This window comes from Psychrobacillus faecigallinarum (genome assembly GCF_014836595.1).
Classification (GTDB): domain Bacteria; phylum Bacillota; class Bacilli; order Bacillales_A; family Planococcaceae; genus Psychrobacillus; species Psychrobacillus faecigallinarum.
In genome coordinates, this window is record NZ_JACSQO010000004.1 from 58,487 (window position 1) to 74,706 (window position 16,220).

Below are 16,220 nucleotides of genomic sequence, written 5' to 3' on the forward strand. Positions count from 1 at the left end.
TTGAGGAGAAATTGGAGAGAGGCTTTATTGTAAATTGTGTAATTGAATAGGAACTACTAGGTTTTTCTATAAGCATATAATATAAAAAGGCATCGCCAATAAAAGCTATGCCTTTTTATATTATGGTTGTACGGATCTGTTTTTAGATTGGTCAGCGATGAGAAGTAGACGTTGTTTCAGTTCTTCTTCCATACGGCTAATTTCTATTTCTGCTGCTTTACGTTTTACTCTTCCATCGGCTTGGATACGCATTGTTTCCTCGATTGTTTGAAGAAGATTTTCCTGTGTTTTCTTCAATGTATCGATTTCTACGATGCCACGTTCATTTTCTTTAGCAGTTTCAATACTATTTACTTTTAACATTTCTGAGTTTTTCAAGAGCAAATCATTTGTTGTTTTCGTTACCTGTCTTTGGGCCGCCACTGCTTTTTGCTGACGATTTAATGTAAGAGCGATAGCAATTTGGTTCTTCCACAATGGAATAGATGTCATAATTGACGATTGAATTTTTTCAGCTAACGTTTGGTTGGTTTGCTGAATCATTCGGATTTGCGGAGCGCTTTGGATGGTAATTTGACGTGAAAGTTGCAAATCATATACTCTTTTTTCTAAGCGGTCTACAAACTGTGCCATGTCATTAACTTCTTGATATGCCATTTGATCGTTAGACATTTCCGCTTTTCTTCTTAATTCTGGTATTGTTACATTTACAATTTCATCTCTTTTAAGCTCAGCTGCAGCAATATACACATTTAAAGCCTGGAAATATGTTTTGTTTTGATCGTAAAGTTTATCTAGCATTTGAACATCTTCCACAAGTCCACGTTTGGAATGCTCTAATTGAATGCCTATTCTGTCAATCTGAGTGCTTAGCTTTTGGTATTTAGTCATCATTTCTTGTACAGAACGGTTAACTCGATTAAAGAGTTTTCGGATACCTGATTTCTTTTCTGTGGAAAGCTCCTCGGGATTCAGCTCAGATAACTTTTTCATTAAATCGCCTAAAATATCACCAACTGGCCCAATATCTTTTTTCTGAACATGATCTAACATTTGGTGGGAAAAGCGAGTAAGCTCTGTTTGAGCATTGGCACCATATGTTAGTATCGCCTCATAGTTTCCAGCTGGTATTTGATCAGCTAATTGTTGAGCTTTCTGTTTTTCTTCTTCCGATAAACGATCTATTAATTTCGTTGGTAATGCATCTTTTGTTTGTTCGGAAACTGCTTGAGGCTTAGCTTCATTTAGAGCAAATGGGTTATTTAGTAGTTCGTCCATTAAAAAATCATCTGTTTTATTCGAGGTATTTTCGCTCATCTTTTGTCTCTCCTTTTAAATATAAAGGTTTAGCTTTTTTAGATACTGATAATTTAGCAAAGTCTAATTCCATTCTCAAATGCTCCATGTCGCTTGCTAGAACATTTTTTAAGTCATCTTCCATTACAGTGTTGATGGATTCTAAAGTCTCTCGTGTATCTTCTAAAGCTAGCTTCATTTCTCTGTTTTTAGAAGGTTGAGAAACTAAGAAAGTATACTTAGAAGTAAGTTCTACAGCTGAATCTAGATGAGCGTAGAAGAAGTTTTCTGCTTGATAAAATTTTTTAGGGTTTGCTTTAACCAATGCAATAATTCGTTTGGCTAATCTATTTAGTTCAAAAAGCTGTTTAAAGGAACTTATAGATCGCACTTTCAAATAATGACTATTAAGAGTACGGACCTTTGCATTAGCTTCCTTGATTTGATTTCGAATGTGGAAATATTCAGATGCTGTTAAATCATATTTCTTCATAATGGATTTTTGTTGTATTTTTTTAATCGTAAAGTTAGAGGCTGCATAAACGATAACAGCTAGTCCGGAACTCCCTAAAAATCCAAAATCGAGAGGAAAAAAGAATGTAAACCATGATGCAATCATGATTGGAATATTTATAAAATGACGAATGACGGTTTGAACTGCTTCAGTCATAGTCAAGACCTCCTTATATATACACTACATTATACGAATGAGAGAAAAGAAGGTTTCATTTTGCAAAAATAAACAATATGGGAAGAGCCTTTATAAGCTTACCCAATTTCTCCATTTTGTTTGTAGTTGTTAATTATAACTTAACCCAAAGAGAGAAGATTTTCAATTTAAACAGTTCAAGTAAGTCGTAACAGTAGACAAAATAATTTAGAGCAGTAAAATATGAATTATTATAAAGTATTAGAGGCGATATATTATGTATGAGGTAATTTATATGAAAGCAGATTATGAACCATGGTGGGCTTTTGAAGGATGGGAAGATCATATTTTAGAAAGAGTTTCGTTTGAAAAGGAAGAAGATGCACGATTGTATCTTGATAACAGGCTAACAGAATTTCGTAGAAAATTTCCAAAAGAAGAATCTAGAGAGGATAAATTCTGGGCTTTTTGGTCTGTTAAGGAGCAATGCTATTGTGAGTCCTGTGAGGATGATTTACAAATATTTCATGGTATCATCTGGAAAACTATCGAATAAACGATTTAGAATAATGTAAAAGTTTGTTGACTATATTTATCCAAATGCTATAATTTAGATAACAATTAAAATGATAAACCGTATTAGCAATTCACATATCCCATGTAGTGATCGATGATGTGATGTCGGTACTTCATGGAATATGTGAATTTTTAGATTTACATATTGTTAATTTTATTTTTGGAGGTAATAACATGAAACAAGGTACTGTAAAATGGTTTAACGCAGAAAAAGGATTTGGATTCATCGAAGTTGAAGGAGAAAATGACGTATTCGTACACTTCTCTGCTATTCAAGGTGAAGGCTTCAAATCACTTGAAGAGGGACAAAGTGTAGAATTTGAAGTAGTAGAAGGAAATCGCGGACCTCAAGCTGCAAATGTTACAAAACTATAAGTTAGAAAGCCCATCATTTAGATGGGCTATTTTTTTTTGTCTCAAAATAAAAAATGTTTATGAAAACACTATCCGCATAGTGTTTAACTTTAAAACTATATGGGTAAATAAGACGAGTGTTCAAATTATCATTAAAATATCTAGGGGGAAGCAACTTGGAAAAGCTATTTTTAGACGAAAGAATTATAGAGTACTTTAAAGAGAACAAGAATCGTGTTCAAGAAAATCTTCTTTCTGAAGCTGTAAATGTCCGTGACAAGATTAATGACATTTTAAGAGTTGGAGATATTGATTTAATTAATAATGCACATAGTCTTATTAAGAATATTATCGAAGGTAATGATGAGGAGTTAGACTTATTTGCTAAGCAAGAAGGAATCGCTTGGGCAACTCATTCCTTAACTTTAGCCTTCAAACTTGAATGGGTGCAGGCTATCCGTAGAACAGTCTGGGCCTTTATAAAAGAAATGAATGATCTTGAAGACTATTGGAATATGGAAGATTTCTTTGAAATAGAAAAACTGCTAAATAATCGAATAGATAATTTCTTAAACGCATTTTTCATAAATTATTCTACTTATAAAGATGCATTGATACTCTCTCAAAGAAAGGTTGTCGAAAATCTTTCAGTACCAATTATACCAATTACACCTTCTATCTGTATTTTACCTTTAATTGGTTCAGTTGATACATATCGAACAGCAATTTTAGAAGAGAAAGTATTGACAGAAATAGGAAGACTACGAATACAAACTTTAATCATAGATTTATCTGGAATTGCTGAAATGGAAAATGACGTAATAGAGCATCTTATGAAAACTTTATATGGAACTGCCATGATGGGGTGTCAAACAATAATTACCGGCTTAAGACCAGAGGTTGTTCGTCAAATGATCCGATTAGGAATGATGTTTGATAAAGATACAAAAACCTATGGCACATTACAACAAGCTTTAAATGAGTATTTAAATATAGGTGAAATAACATTAAAATAAGTTTATCTCATAAACAGAACATGCATGGAACAGGGATATTTAATGGCTTATCATTCATCCTGTACTTTGTTACAGGTGCCTGGCACCTGTAACAAAGTACGCAAGCTGTAGTGGAAATCAATTATTTCATTTAAGTAGTACTATATATGTTTCATTTACCTAAATATTTGGTATAGTGATAAAAAGAAGGGGGAGTTTTGTATGGACTTAGAGTTAAAAAAGGAATTGCCTTCCTATGATGAACAACAAGATTTTTATACGAAATTACGCGCTAAAATAACAAATTACGTTGATTCAAAATCAAATAAGATGGGAAAGTTTACTCCGTATCTTTTGTTTGCTCCTGATTTTTTTCATTTACTTATTAAATCAATGTTGGATGACCGCATTGACTCGAAAAGTAAAACACTTATAGGGAGTGGTATTCTTTACTTTATTACTCCAATCGATATCTTACCAGAGGGCCTAGTGGGACCTGGTGGTTTCATCGATGATATTATAGTTGCAGCATTTATCGTCAATATGCTATTAAATAAATTTTCACCTGAAATTGTAGAAGAGCATTGGGCTGGAGAAGACAAACTTTTAAACACGTTGAAAAAGGTATCGGAAACTGGAGATACTGTTTTAGGAAAATTACCGGCTCGTTCATTGCTTGGCCGATTTATCAAAACTTCAAAAAAAGCATGAGACAATAATTGTCTCATGCTTTTTTAAAAATTGATAATAGTAACTATTTTTGTTTGAGGTGGTAATAGTGGAATATTTTGAAGAAGCAAAAGCTATTTGGAAAAAATATGTTCCGCGGAATGGACAATCGGAAACCGTAGAAGGAGAATTAATTAGAGCTATTGAGAAGTTAAGATATGAGGCACAGAATAATGGCAATGCGAATTGGGATGTTGAATTTGTTCGATTCTGTGATTATATATGGGATTCTCTAAATGATGATGTTGTTTTTAAGCATGATGAGTTAAAAGAGATCAAAAATGATGTAGACGAGTTGCGAAATTCAGTTTCACCTGTTTTTGATGACGAATTGTATGATCGTATTATAGATCGTATAATCGAGTGGGGTCTGGTACATTATGGACCAATTAATAGAGATTTAGATCCTCTGCAATATAGATGAGAAAAGGGTATCCGTGAATTATCACGAATACCCTTTTTTAAGATAAGAAAATGAAGATTTTATCTAGCACTGCGCTTTTCTATATTATAATTTTTGAGCTTCTTTCCATTCCAAAAATTCATCGTATGTCAGCTGCTTATCTAAGATAGAGCCGTCCTTGCGGATTTCGATTACACGATTTGCAATCGTTTGAATGAACTGATGGTCATGAGAGGTGAAGATCATAGCACCTTTAAACGCGATTAAGCCATTGTTTAGGGCTTGGATTGATTCTAAGTCTAAGTGGTTGGTAGGCTCATCTAATAACAAAACATTACTTTCAGAAAGCATCATTTTGGATAGCATACAACGAACTTTTTCTCCTCCAGATAGTACGGAAGGCTTTTTCTTTACTTCTTCACCAGAGAATAGCATACGTCCTAGGAATCCACGTAAGAATGTCTCACTTTCATCATCTGGTGAATATTGACGAAGCCAATCAACTAGAGACGTTTCTGAACCGTTAAAGTATTTTGCGTTATCAAGAGGGAAATAAGCACGAGATGTAGTAACGCCCCATCTGATAGATCCTTCTTGTGGCTCTTCCTCTTCAGCTAGAAGACGAAGTAGAGCAGACTTAGCGAGCTCATCACCTAGCAAAATAATTTTGTCGTCCTTATTCATAGTGAAATTCATGCCAGAGAATAGTTTTTCGTTCTCTAATGAGTAACCAAGATCTTGAACTTGTAAAACGTCATTTCCAATTTCACGTTTCATAGCAAAGTTAACATATGGATACTTACGAGAAGATGGTCTAATATCATCTAACTCGATTTTATCTAACATTTTTTTACGTGAAGTTGCTTGCTTAGATTTAGATGCGTTAGCACTAAAGCGAGCAATGAAGGCTTGTAATTCTTTAATTTTTTCTTCTTTTTTACTGTTTTGATCTTGTGCCATTTTAGTTGCAAGCTGACTCGATTCATACCAGAAGTCATAGTTTCCAACATAAACTTGAATTTTACTAAAGTCTAAGTCTGCAATATGTGTACAAACCTTGTTTAAAAAGTGACGGTCATGCGAAACTACGATAACAGTATTTTCAAAGTTGATCAAGAAATCTTCTAGCCATTGAATTGCTTTTATATCTAAATGGTTGGTAGGCTCATCTAGTAAAAGTACGTCTGGTTTACCAAACAATGCTTGTGCTAAAAGGACCTTCACTTTTTCTGAACCTGTTAATTCAGACATTTTCTTTTGGTGCATACTATCTGGAATTCCTAAACCTTGTAGAAGGATTGCTGCTTCTGATTCAGCTTCCCAACCGTTTAGATCGGCGAATTCGCCTTCTAGCTCGGCTGCACGCATACCATCTTCATCAGAAAAGTCTTCTTTCATATAAATTGCATTTTTTTCATTCATTACTTCATATAAACGCTTATGACCCATAATAACTGTTTCTAACACATTATATTCTTCATACTCAAAGTGATTTTGCTTCAAAATCGCTAAGCGCTCATCTGGATTCATAATCACATTACCTTCTTGTGGCTCAATTTCACCTGACAAGATTTTGATAAATGTAGACTTACCAGCTCCGTTTGCACCGATTAACCCATAGCAGTTACCTGGTGTAAACTTTATATTTACATCTTCGAATAATTTACGATCGCCAAATCGAAGACTTACATTACTTACTGCAATCATACTATACCTCCTAAAATTCACAATGCTCTTATTATAGCATGTAGTTTAAACAAAAGCTATCAAACGTTGATATGTTGGGGTTTAGAGCTGAATTAATTAATGGAGTGCCCCAATTTTGGCCATACTTAATTGTAAAATTTTCTGAAACAAACTTACTTATTATTGTTCAAATTACAAATAGAATAAAAAAATTTGACTTAAGCTTGTAATTTGAACCGAAAATGGCGATAAAGCAGGACGTAATAAATAAAAATGGCTATTTATTTTTTCCTGAAATTTCAAGTTGTAAAAACAAACAAATGTTCTTATAATAAATAAAAAGGAGGGAACGAATGTGCGTATTACAATTTTGAATTCAATGAAAACAAAACAAGTATTTGAAATGATTTATATGAAAAACAACGGTGAAATCAGCAAGAGGAGAGTAAAAGTATTGAGTGTTTCAAAGGAGACATTCCAAGCCTACTGCTTTTTAAGGGGTACTAAAAGGATTTTTAAAATTAACAACGTATTAGCATTTGTCCCTGTCTTTTATAAAGAAAGGACGGTTATTTAACAAAACTACTTGTTGTAGGAAGCTGTCTGAAGAACAATATACTAATTCATTGAAAGAAAAACAAAAGCAGATGGCTTTAGATATTCTCTAGCTAGCTAATTAATAGTCAATTTAACATTTAAAAAAGAAAGGCTAATCATTTTTATTGAACCTTATTTATTACATTAAAGGAGAGTTTGACTTATGGGTTTTCATGATGCCTTTTTCGAAGAAGCAAAGAAATCAAAATATAATATTGATCCACGAAGAAATATTAAGTGGGGAACTTCAATGATGCTTCCAGAGCATGTGGCATTGCTACGTGATTATTACGAGGAAGTAAAAAGAGAGCCGAAACCAGAGTTAACAGAATATGATTACGTAACATTATCAGAGAATTTGGATATAGCTTATACATCCAAAAGTGATACAAAAATTAAAAGATGGAAAAATGGACAATTTGTTTATAATAGGGGAATTATCGAGGAAGTTGACTTAAAGCACAGGGTGATTCAGCTACAGGACCCATTTTATTTATTATCAATAAAAATAGATGAAATAGTAGATGTTACGATTATGGATTAAACTAAATGAATTTAAGAAGAATAAGTAAATAGAAGGAGAGGGTGTTGAGAAATAAATAGATAAGAAAACTAACAGTAGAATATTGATAAAATCAAAGATCAAAAAGAATTTTCTACCGAGTAATTTTTATCTTCTAACTTTATTTAATAAATAAATTCTCCTCCTACAACCCATCAACAATAACTTTAGGCTACAAGTTTTAAACCTACTGCAGCCCCTAAAACCATGCTTATAAAAACAATTCTTTTCCAATCTGAGGATTCTCCGTATAAAACCATACCCAAAATTGCTCCACCAGAAGCACCAATTCCTGTCCAAATAGCATAAGCTGTACCCATAGGAAGTGTTTTCATTGAATAAGCAAGAAGTATAAAGCTTGCTCCAAACCCTAAAATTAATATCACAAGCGTTTGCCAATTTCGATCTTTATGCAACTTACTTATCATTGCAACACCAAACATTTCACACAATCCTGCTAAGATTAAAGAAATCCAGGCCATTAGGATTCATTCCCTTCTTGAACTTTGTCGGGTGTAACTAGTTTCAAGCCAATTACTCCTGCTAACAAAAATAATATCAAAAGTACTTTTTCTACTTGGAACGGTTCGCCAAAAAATAGTATTTCAGAGAAGACAGTTCCTGCCGTACCTAAACCAACAAAAACTGAATATACAGTTCCTACTGGAAGTCTACGTCCAGACATAATCATTAAATAAAAGCTGATAAAAATAGCAATGACGGTTCCAGCCCATGTCCAAAAGTCATCCGCATGTTTTAAACCAATAACCCAAAAAATCTCAAAGATAGCAGCAACAAATACCTTAATCCAGTCTTTATTCATCTAAAAGCACCTCCAAATTTATTATTACCAAAAATAAAAAAGCCTAGAAGATAACTGTTTAACAGTTTCTCCCAGGCTTTTATCCTTCCGTGACACAGCAAAGCTGTGAGTTTTCTCTCGGTCCAGACTAACGTAACTGTTACGGAACCCTAGAAAACATTTAAAGTATATAATTACTTTGTATTATACACATTTTAATACTAAAATCAATATTATGTTGAAAAAATTTTAATCCCTTAAGCATAAGCTCAGTCTGTAGTTAGCTTTGAGTTTTATTCCAATGCTTGCCGAGGAATTCATCTCTTCCGGATTGTGCACGATCTTCTTTATAGTGATCAGGACTTTTTTTATAAAAGTCTTGGTGATAATCCTCAGCAATATAAAAGACCTTGGCATCTCTTATTGTGGTAACGATTGGCTTAGAAAATTTACCGCTTTCTGCTAGCTCCTGTTTCGATTTTTCTGCTAGCTCTCGTTGGTTCTCATTATAAACAAATATAGCAGTACTATAGCTTTCTCCACGGTCCTGGAATTGCCCTCCAGCGTCTGTGGGATCAATTTGCTGCCAATAAATTTCTAATAGCTTTTCATAGGAAAAGATAGATGAATCATATTGTATTTCTACTACCTCTAAGTGCCCAGAATCACCTTTTTTTACCTGTTCATACGTAGGGTTTTCAATATGCCCACCCATATAACCTGAGGTTACTTTATGTATTCCGTCCCATGTATCAAATGGTTTTACCATGCACCAAAAACAGCCTCCGGCAAACGTAGCTTTTTCTATCATTTTTATATACCTCCTAATATAGTAAAATGATTTTACCATTACTTTTGAAGTTGTACAAAATTCTGAAACCAAGTTTATGAAAATACGTTATTATAAGAGTAGGCTACTAATGGCATTTAAGTGCCTTTTCATATAGCTGAGGAACTTAAGGGGAGATTTATAATGGATGAAGAACAAGTAAAAGAAAGAAGATACAAACCGAAGAAGAAGCTACGAAAAGGTAGAGTGATATTAACTATACTTGTCGTATTTGTATTAGTTATAGGTACTTATTCATTTTTACAATATAGAGCAGGATATAATTTAGCGAAGGAAACAAAAGTTCATCAAGAAATCGACTTCGAGGGTGACTCTTGGTCTAAAGGCGAGCGAGAAAATATTTTAGTCCTTGGTGCCGATTCAGGAGCAGGAGGGAAAGAAAAATCCAGAACTGACACGATGATGGTTATTTCCTGGGATAAGAAAAGTAATGATGTGAAAATTATCTCGTTCATGCGAGACATCTATGCAGATATTCCAAACTATCAATCATATAAGTTAAATACTGCATACTATTTGGGCGGTGTCCCGACTCTTCAGGCAACATTGAAGAATATGTTTGATATCCCGATACATCATTATGCCCTTATCGATTTTAGGAGCTTTGAGTCACTAGTTGATATTCTTGCGCCCGAAGGGATAAAAATGGATGTGGAAAAAGATATGTCCGAAAAAATTGGTGTGTCCTTAACTAAAGGGGAGCAACAATTAGATGGGAAGGAATTACTAGGTTATGCAAGATTCCGTGCAGATAATGAAGGCGATTTTGGGAGGGTTGCCCGACAACAAAAAGTGATGGAAGCTTTAAAGGATGAAGTGCTATCTATAGATAATATTTCTAATGTTCCTCAATTCTTAGGTGCAGCAGAGGGATATATCCAAACAGATTATTCAAGAAAAGATAAAGCTATTCGAGTGATGGATGCAATCGTTAGTGGAAAATTAGAAATAGACAAAATGACGATTCCTGTAGAAGGGAGTTATTCTTTTAAGAGCTATAAGCATGCTGGTTCTGTAATTGTCATTGATAAAGAGCAAAATAGGAAAGCAATAGAAGATTTTTTATCAAATTAGTAGCTTCTACATTTGATATTGAATCTTTACACTCGTAAAATAAGGGTATAGGAAAGGATGTTTGGTAAAAGTGGAACCAGAAAAGCCTTCTTTTTTCTCAACGAGATACATAAAGTTTTTAGGTGGGCGTAATACTATATTCACCCTTATATTGCTGTTGATGATTGGGTTAATCATTATGATTTATGATGAAATTTCCTTTATTTTTGTCCCGCTCACAGTTTTTTTGGGGAATGTTATACTACCAATCATTTTAGCGGTCATTGTTTATTATTTACTTAGACCGATATTGCGAATGCTAGAAAAAATTAAAGTTAAAAGAGTGCTCGGAATACTCCTGATCTTTTTAGCTTTAGTAGGAATTGTTACCTTATTGGTATTTCTTGTGTTTCCCTTTTTAAAAGCTCAATTTTTTAGATTGGCAGAAGAGCTCCCAGGTTATTTTATAGAAGTATTGAGTCAATTAGATTCATTTTTGAGAACAAATACTTTTATTAGCTCTTATTATTTACAAATAGAGAATGATGTTGCTAATCTGTTATATGATTTACCAAAGGAACTAGGAGCATTCTTCCAAAATACCTTCACTGGTATAGCAACTGGTATTTCATCTTTTATCGGTATACTTACTAGCTTCATATTAGCAATTGTCACTGTGCCTTTTATCTTATTTTACCTTTTAAAGGATGGAGAAAAGCTTCCTGCATATATTCTTAAAATATTTCCACCTCGTATGAGAGAGGATTTAAAATCGGTATTTACTAGCATAGACAAGCAAATTAGCTCTTACATCCAAGGTCAGATACTAGTTTCCATGTGCATAGGAATAATGATTTTTATTGGTTTCACCATTATTGGAATGGATTATGCATTATTGTTAGGCGTATTGGCTATGGTAACAAGTGTTGTCCCTTATCTAGGGCCAGTTATAGCTATTACTCCAGCAGCTATTATTGCTTTAGTCACATCGCCATTTATGTTGATTAAGCTCGCTGTTGTATGGACGGTTGTTCAACTGATTGAAGGGAAATTTATATCCCCACAAATTATGGGTAAATCACTACATGTGCATCCAATTACTATTATTTTTGTATTGATTACTTCTGGTGCATTATTCGGAGTTCCTGGAGTTATATTAGGTATTCCGGGGTATGCCATTTTAAAAGTTATAGTTTCCCATTTTTACACATTGTTTAAAAAGAGGTACAATAAATTTGAACCGGTTGTAGAAAAACATTATGAGTACACAAATAACAAGGTGGAATGAGAGTAATGGCCAAAAAATTTAACTCCAGTATAGAAGTAAAATCAATAAAGATTGATACAATTGTGGATCATCCTTATATCGAACACGGTATAAATCTTTCAGGAACTATCTATATTGATGGCGTACATGACTATGAGCAAATTGAAAATATTAAATTAGAAGTCTTTAAAGTGATTAATGGTAAAGTACCAAAGGTTGTTTCCAAGCATTCTATTGAACTGGTTGGTACTGTCGCATCTAAGGATATGCAAATGATTCCTTTTGAAATAATGCCAGATGAAAGATGGCTTCCAGATGGTGAAGAAGAAATGACTACACTTATCTTAAGAACGACCGTCTTGTTTGAAAATGGTTCCGAATACAATGATGAAGATGAAATACATTTTGATATTGAGGAATAAAAAGCAAAGAATCCCAGCATTTATTGCTGGTTTTTTTGTGGATAAAATTCTATTTGAAGACCACTCTATGTGAAAAGAGACTGCAGATTATTGCTTACAAGTGATATCTGCATCATAAAGGAGCAACCGATGAAAAAGTTAATTGTTTTGTTAATATTAGTTTTGTTGCCTTTAACTGCTTGTGGAGAAGATCGTACTTCAAATGATGTCCCACCGCCAGAAACGATCGATAATACAAGGGATAGTATTACCCCGGAATCAGGGAATGAAGAAGTTAATAAAGAAAATGATGAAGGAATGCCAAACACGAACGAGCTTAACGATCCTGGCTTAGAGGGCTTAAAAGGTGACGAATAAAAATTCACATTGTACAAAATAGTGGAATATGTTAAAATAGTCTTACATTAATGACCGGAGGTGAAGAAGGAATGAAAAACGCTGTGAATGCACATGGATTTATTTTGGGATTTTTATCCATATCCTGTGCGATTACTCATGGATTTACTAAGAACGGGACCAGTCTGTCCTTTTTTAAACAATTACATGAAATTCACAGCTGATAAGCCATTCTTTCTGAACCACATTTAGGAGACTGCCCGCTTATGGAGCAGTCTTTTTGTATGCAGAAAAATGCTTCCAGCTATATTTTGGAGAGGAAGCGAATTATAATGATATGTAAAATACAGGAAATTAGTAAAATGCTTGGTGGAAACACAATATTTGAGGATTTAACCTTGGATGTAAGGTCTGGAGACAAATTAGGGATAGTTGGTAGAAATGGAAGCGGTAAAACAACTCTTTTTAAAATGATTGCAGGTATAGAAAAACCAGATCAAGGTACGATAACCTTCAAAAAGGGGACAAAAATAGGTTATCTTGCTCAAATCCCCACTTTTGAAAATCATATTACAGGGAAAGATCTGCTATATGATGCTTTTGAGGATATAAGGCTACTTCAGCAAAAGATGAGCGAACTAGAACATGAGCTTGCAGTAGCTGATTCTGAGATATTAGAAAAGCTCTTAAAACAGTATGGGGATATTCAGGAAAAATTCACTTTACAGGGTGGATACGGTATTGACTCGGAAATTGATAAAGTAATTCAAGGGTTACAGCTAAGTGGCTTTGTCAATCAGACTTTTTCAAGTTTAAGTGGGGGTGAGCAAACAAAAATAATGCTTGGACAGCTTCTTCTAACCAGACCACAGTTATTACTTTTGGATGAGCCGACCAATCATTTGGATTTGTATGCTATAGAGTGGCTGGAGGAATATTTGGTTAACTATTCAGGGACTGTAGTTTTAATTTCACACGACCGATATTTCCTAGATACGGTTGTCACTAATGTTGCCGATCTTGAGGACGGGATGTTAACACTTTATCATGGTAATTATTCTTCGTTTTTAATAGAGAAGGAAGAAAAGCTGACTCGTGAATTCCAGCAATATGAGGAACAACAAAAAAAGATAAAAAAAATGAGAGAAGCCATTAAGAGATTGAAAATTTGGGCTAATCAGGCTGTTCCTCCAAATGCAGGACTTCATCGACAAGCGAGAAATATGGAACGAGCTCTAGAACGTATGGAAAAGGTTCGAAAGCCTTTGATAGATCCTAAAAAAATGAACCTGACATTTGACGCAGCACCTAGAAGTGGAAAAGAAGTAGTAATAATGGAGAGCGTCTCCAGATGCTTTGGAGATAAAAAGATTTTAAATGACACAGATATGCATGTTTATTGGAAAGATCGACTTGCTATAGTAGGAAGAAATGGAACGGGTAAAACAACCATATTAAATATTCTCAGAGGGGAAGAAACAATTGATATAGGGGAAGCTCGATTTGGGAGTAATGTAAGACTTGGCTACCTATCTCAACATTTTGAGATAGGAGATCCAAAAGCTCGATTGATAGATATTTTCAGAGGTGAAGTGAACGTTAGTGAAGGAGAAGCGCGCCACATATTAGCGAAGTTTATGTTCTACGGACCCGATGTTTTCAAAAGAGTTGCTGATTTAAGCGGTGGAGAAAGAATGCGTCTTCGTCTAGCACAGTTAATGCATCAAGACATCAATTGTTTAATATTAGATGAACCAACTAACCATCTGGACATTGATTCTTGTGAGGTGTTAGAAGAAGCACTCGATGATTTTAGTGGAACAATTATTGCTGTTTCCCATGATAGATATTTCTTAAATAAACTATTTTCAAGAACTGTTTGGCTAGAGAATGGCAAGCTTACAACTTATGAAGGACCGTTTGAATGGGCAAGAGAAAAATGGGTTGAATTTAGCTCTAAACAAAATTCGGAGAAAGAAATAAAGGAGCAGCTGCCCATAAAAAAATCACCAACCACTAAACAAGAAAATAAGGTTCCACTAGAACACCAAATAAATGAGTTAGAGAAGATAATAAGTGACTTAGAAAATCAGATTAACGTAGAGGCAGACTGGTCAATCTATGAGTCATTAAGCTTGAAGAAATTACACGCAGAAGAGCAGTTGGAACAATTAATGGAGAAGTGGTTAGAACTATGAGATTAATAGGCTATTCTTGAAAATGGGTTGATATAAATAAGAGACCATGCTAATATTATTTATTGACAAATAATTATAACAATTAAATATTCTTATCAAGAGAAGCGAAGGGATTAGGCCCGTTGAAGCTTCAGCAACCTCTGTTATACAGAAAGGTGCTAACTCCTACAAGACATTATCTTGGAAGATAAGAGCTAAAGAGCAAATTTTTGCCCCTCTTTTCTTACATGGAAAGAGGGGCATTTTTGTTTGAAAAAAAGTATCTGGTTTTTGGTTGTCTAGCTCAGAGTTTACCCACAAGGTTCAAGTAAAATCTGAATTGCTTTGTAATTGTACCTATGTTTTCACTGTACAAACGTTAGTTCTAGTGCTTTTCTATAAGGAGGAAATAAATTGCCTATTAATATTCCAAAACAATTACCGGCAACAAAATTATTAAAAGAAGAGAAAATCTTTGTAATGGATCAAGAAAGAGCATATACACAAGATATTCGTCCACTCAACATCGTTATTTTCAATCTAATGCCTGAAAAAGAAAAAACAGAGCTACAGTTATTAAGACTTTTAGGTAATACACCATTACAAGTAAATATAACATTTATGAATACAGCAACATACGAATCTAAAAATGCTAGTAAAACTCATCTAAATACATTTTATTCGACATTTGATGAAATTAAGGAAAAAAAGTATGATGGCATGATTATTACTGGTGCTCCAATTGAGCAACTTCCATTCGAAGAGGTAGATTACTGGAGAGAGATGAAGGAAATCATGGAATGGTCTAAATTGAATGTGACCTCAACGTTACACATTTGCTGGGGTGCCCAAGCAGCTCTTTATTATCATTATGGAATTGATAAATTTCCTCTTACTCAAAAGTGTTCAGGAGTGTTTAGACACATTTTAACTAATCAGGTGGAGGATCTAGTAAGAGGATTTAATGACAAATTTAATGCCCCAGTATCCCGTTATACATCTGTTTCAAGGGAAGAAATTGAAAGGAATGAACACTTAACCATCCTTGCCAATTCTGAGGAAGCTGGAGTATTTCTTGTGAAATCGAATGACAACAAATTTGTGATGGTGACTGGTCACTTAGAGTATGATGCACATACTTTGGCAGAGGAATATAATAGAGATCTCAACAAAGGAATAGAGGTTGAGATGCCTAAATACTATTTCCCAAATAATGATCCTTCTAGTCAACCATTGAATACATGGAAAGCCCATACGCATCTGTTATTTTCAAACTGGTTAAATTACTATGTATACCAAGCTACTCCTTATGATTGGGAATAAAATGTTCTATTGAACAGTCAGAAAGAAAGTAATATTTGTCTTGTATATTGAACTCCTGTTTAAATAAACAGGAGTTTTTCTTATTTTTAGTTTTATTTATTCAGATATTAGGGAAAACAAAAGAGAAGAGACATTGTATTATA

20 protein-coding genes and 2 riboswitches are annotated in these 16,220 nt (G+C 34.0%); of the genes, 14 read left to right on the forward strand and 6 right to left on the reverse strand.

The genetic code is table 11. The features are described from left to right. Window positions 1-120: 120 nt before the first annotated feature. On the reverse strand, window positions 121-1,317 hold the full coding sequence (locus H9650_RS09555) for a toxic anion resistance protein (protein WP_151109990.1): 1,197 nt from the start codon (window positions 1,315-1,317) through the stop codon (window positions 121-123). After that, window positions 1,295-1,966, reverse strand: a complete 672-nt coding sequence (locus H9650_RS09560) for a 5-bromo-4-chloroindolyl phosphate hydrolysis family protein (RefSeq protein WP_144536615.1) — start codon at window positions 1,964-1,966, stop codon at window positions 1,295-1,297. The genes H9650_RS09555 and H9650_RS09560 overlap by 23 nt, the downstream gene beginning before the upstream one ends. Window positions 1,967-2,240: 274 nt before the next feature. Here H9650_RS09560 and H9650_RS09565 point away from each other — a divergent pair, with 274 nt between their 5' ends. From H9650_RS09565 to H9650_RS09585, 5 genes are all read left to right on the forward strand, one after another. After that, entirely contained in the window at window positions 2,241-2,501 is a 261-nt protein-coding gene (locus H9650_RS09565) for a DUF1033 family protein (protein WP_229654078.1), read from the forward strand. Window positions 2,502-2,695: 194 nt separating this feature from the next. Beyond that, window positions 2,696-2,896, forward strand: a complete 201-nt coding sequence (locus H9650_RS09570) for a cold-shock protein (protein ID WP_144536611.1) — start codon at window positions 2,696-2,698, stop codon at window positions 2,894-2,896. A 155-nt stretch (window positions 2,897-3,051) separates the two neighbouring features. Beyond that, on the forward strand, window positions 3,052-3,891 hold the full coding sequence (locus tag H9650_RS09575; RefSeq protein ID WP_144536609.1) for an STAS domain-containing protein: 840 nt from the start codon (window positions 3,052-3,054) through the stop codon (window positions 3,889-3,891). A 201-nt stretch (window positions 3,892-4,092) separates the two neighbouring features. Then, complete coding sequence (locus H9650_RS09580) at window positions 4,093-4,581, forward strand: YkvA family protein (protein WP_144536607.1); 489 nt, start codon at window positions 4,093-4,095, stop codon at window positions 4,579-4,581. Between the two features lie 58 nt (window positions 4,582-4,639). Continuing rightward, on the forward strand, window positions 4,640-5,023 hold the full coding sequence (locus H9650_RS09585) for a hypothetical protein (protein WP_318245407.1): 384 nt from the start codon (window positions 4,640-4,642) through the stop codon (window positions 5,021-5,023). A gap of 84 nt (window positions 5,024-5,107) precedes the next feature. On the opposite strand, the gene H9650_RS09590 is transcribed toward H9650_RS09585, so the two are convergent. Beyond that, window positions 5,108-6,709, reverse strand: coding sequence for an ABC-F family ATP-binding cassette domain-containing protein (locus H9650_RS09590; RefSeq protein ID WP_144536605.1), 1,602 nt, complete (start codon window positions 6,707-6,709; stop codon window positions 5,108-5,110). Between the two features lie 334 nt (window positions 6,710-7,043). On the opposite strand from H9650_RS09590, the gene H9650_RS09595 reads away from it, so the two are divergent. Both H9650_RS09595 and H9650_RS09600 read left to right on the forward strand, forming a co-directional pair. Further along, window positions 7,044-7,265 carry a transcriptional regulator gene (locus H9650_RS09595; RefSeq protein WP_229654077.1) on the forward strand — a complete coding sequence of 74 codons (222 nt, stop codon included), beginning with the start codon at window positions 7,044-7,046 and terminating at the stop codon, window positions 7,263-7,265. Between the two features lie 183 nt (window positions 7,266-7,448). Further along, window positions 7,449-7,829, forward strand: a complete 381-nt coding sequence (locus tag H9650_RS09600; protein WP_191697060.1) for a YolD-like family protein — start codon at window positions 7,449-7,451, stop codon at window positions 7,827-7,829. 185 nt (window positions 7,830-8,014) lie between these two features. Here the strand turns inward: H9650_RS09600 and H9650_RS09605 are convergent, their stop codons facing one another. From H9650_RS09605 to msrA, 3 genes are all read right to left on the reverse strand, one after another. Next, entirely contained in the window at window positions 8,015-8,329 is a 315-nt protein-coding gene (locus H9650_RS09605) for a DMT family transporter (protein ID WP_144536601.1), read from the reverse strand. Continuing rightward, entirely contained in the window at window positions 8,329-8,670 is a 342-nt protein-coding gene (locus H9650_RS09610) for a DMT family transporter (protein ID WP_191697061.1), read from the reverse strand. Before H9650_RS09610 ends, H9650_RS09605 begins: the two co-directional genes overlap by 1 nt. A 66-nt stretch (window positions 8,671-8,736) precedes the next feature. Next, window positions 8,737-8,834, reverse strand: a riboswitch (guanidine-I (ykkC/yxkD leader). Window positions 8,835-8,929: 95 nt separating this feature from the next. Beyond that, the gene (gene msrA / locus H9650_RS09615) at window positions 8,930-9,460 is read right to left on the reverse strand and encodes a peptide-methionine (S)-S-oxide reductase MsrA (RefSeq protein WP_191697062.1); all 531 of its coding nucleotides are present in this window, start codon (window positions 9,458-9,460) and stop codon (window positions 8,930-8,932) included. 162 nt (window positions 9,461-9,622) lie between these two features. On the opposite strand from msrA, the gene H9650_RS09620 reads away from it, so the two are divergent. From H9650_RS09620 to metA, 7 genes are all read left to right on the forward strand, one after another. Further along, window positions 9,623-10,573, forward strand: a complete 951-nt coding sequence (locus tag H9650_RS09620) for an LCP family protein (RefSeq protein ID WP_151109975.1) — start codon at window positions 9,623-9,625, stop codon at window positions 10,571-10,573. 70 nt (window positions 10,574-10,643) lie between these two features. After that, window positions 10,644-11,840, forward strand: a complete 1,197-nt coding sequence (locus H9650_RS09625) for an AI-2E family transporter (RefSeq protein WP_144536596.1) — start codon at window positions 10,644-10,646, stop codon at window positions 11,838-11,840. 5 nt (window positions 11,841-11,845) lie between these two features. After that, a complete protein-coding gene (locus H9650_RS09630) occupies window positions 11,846-12,241 on the forward strand; it encodes a sporulation protein (RefSeq protein WP_191697063.1) in 396 nt (131 codons plus the stop codon). Between the two features lie 129 nt (window positions 12,242-12,370). Beyond that, the gene (locus H9650_RS09635) at window positions 12,371-12,598 is read left to right on the forward strand and encodes a hypothetical protein (protein ID WP_144536592.1); all 228 of its coding nucleotides are present in this window, start codon (window positions 12,371-12,373) and stop codon (window positions 12,596-12,598) included. 71 nt (window positions 12,599-12,669) lie between these two features. Beyond that, on the forward strand, window positions 12,670-12,801 hold the full coding sequence (locus H9650_RS20760) for an RAxF-45 family protein (protein ID WP_318245402.1): 132 nt from the start codon (window positions 12,670-12,672) through the stop codon (window positions 12,799-12,801). Between the two features lie 108 nt (window positions 12,802-12,909). Continuing rightward, entirely contained in the window at window positions 12,910-14,775 is a 1,866-nt protein-coding gene (gene abc-f, locus H9650_RS09640; protein ID WP_191697064.1) for a ribosomal protection-like ABC-F family protein, read from the forward strand. Window positions 14,776-14,864: 89 nt separating this feature from the next. Next, window positions 14,865-14,969: riboswitch (SAM riboswitch) on the forward strand. A 199-nt stretch (window positions 14,970-15,168) separates the two neighbouring features. Then, window positions 15,169-16,077, forward strand: coding sequence for a homoserine O-acetyltransferase MetA (gene metA / locus H9650_RS09645; RefSeq protein ID WP_191697065.1), 909 nt, complete (start codon window positions 15,169-15,171; stop codon window positions 16,075-16,077). Window positions 16,078-16,220 lie beyond the last annotated feature (143 nt).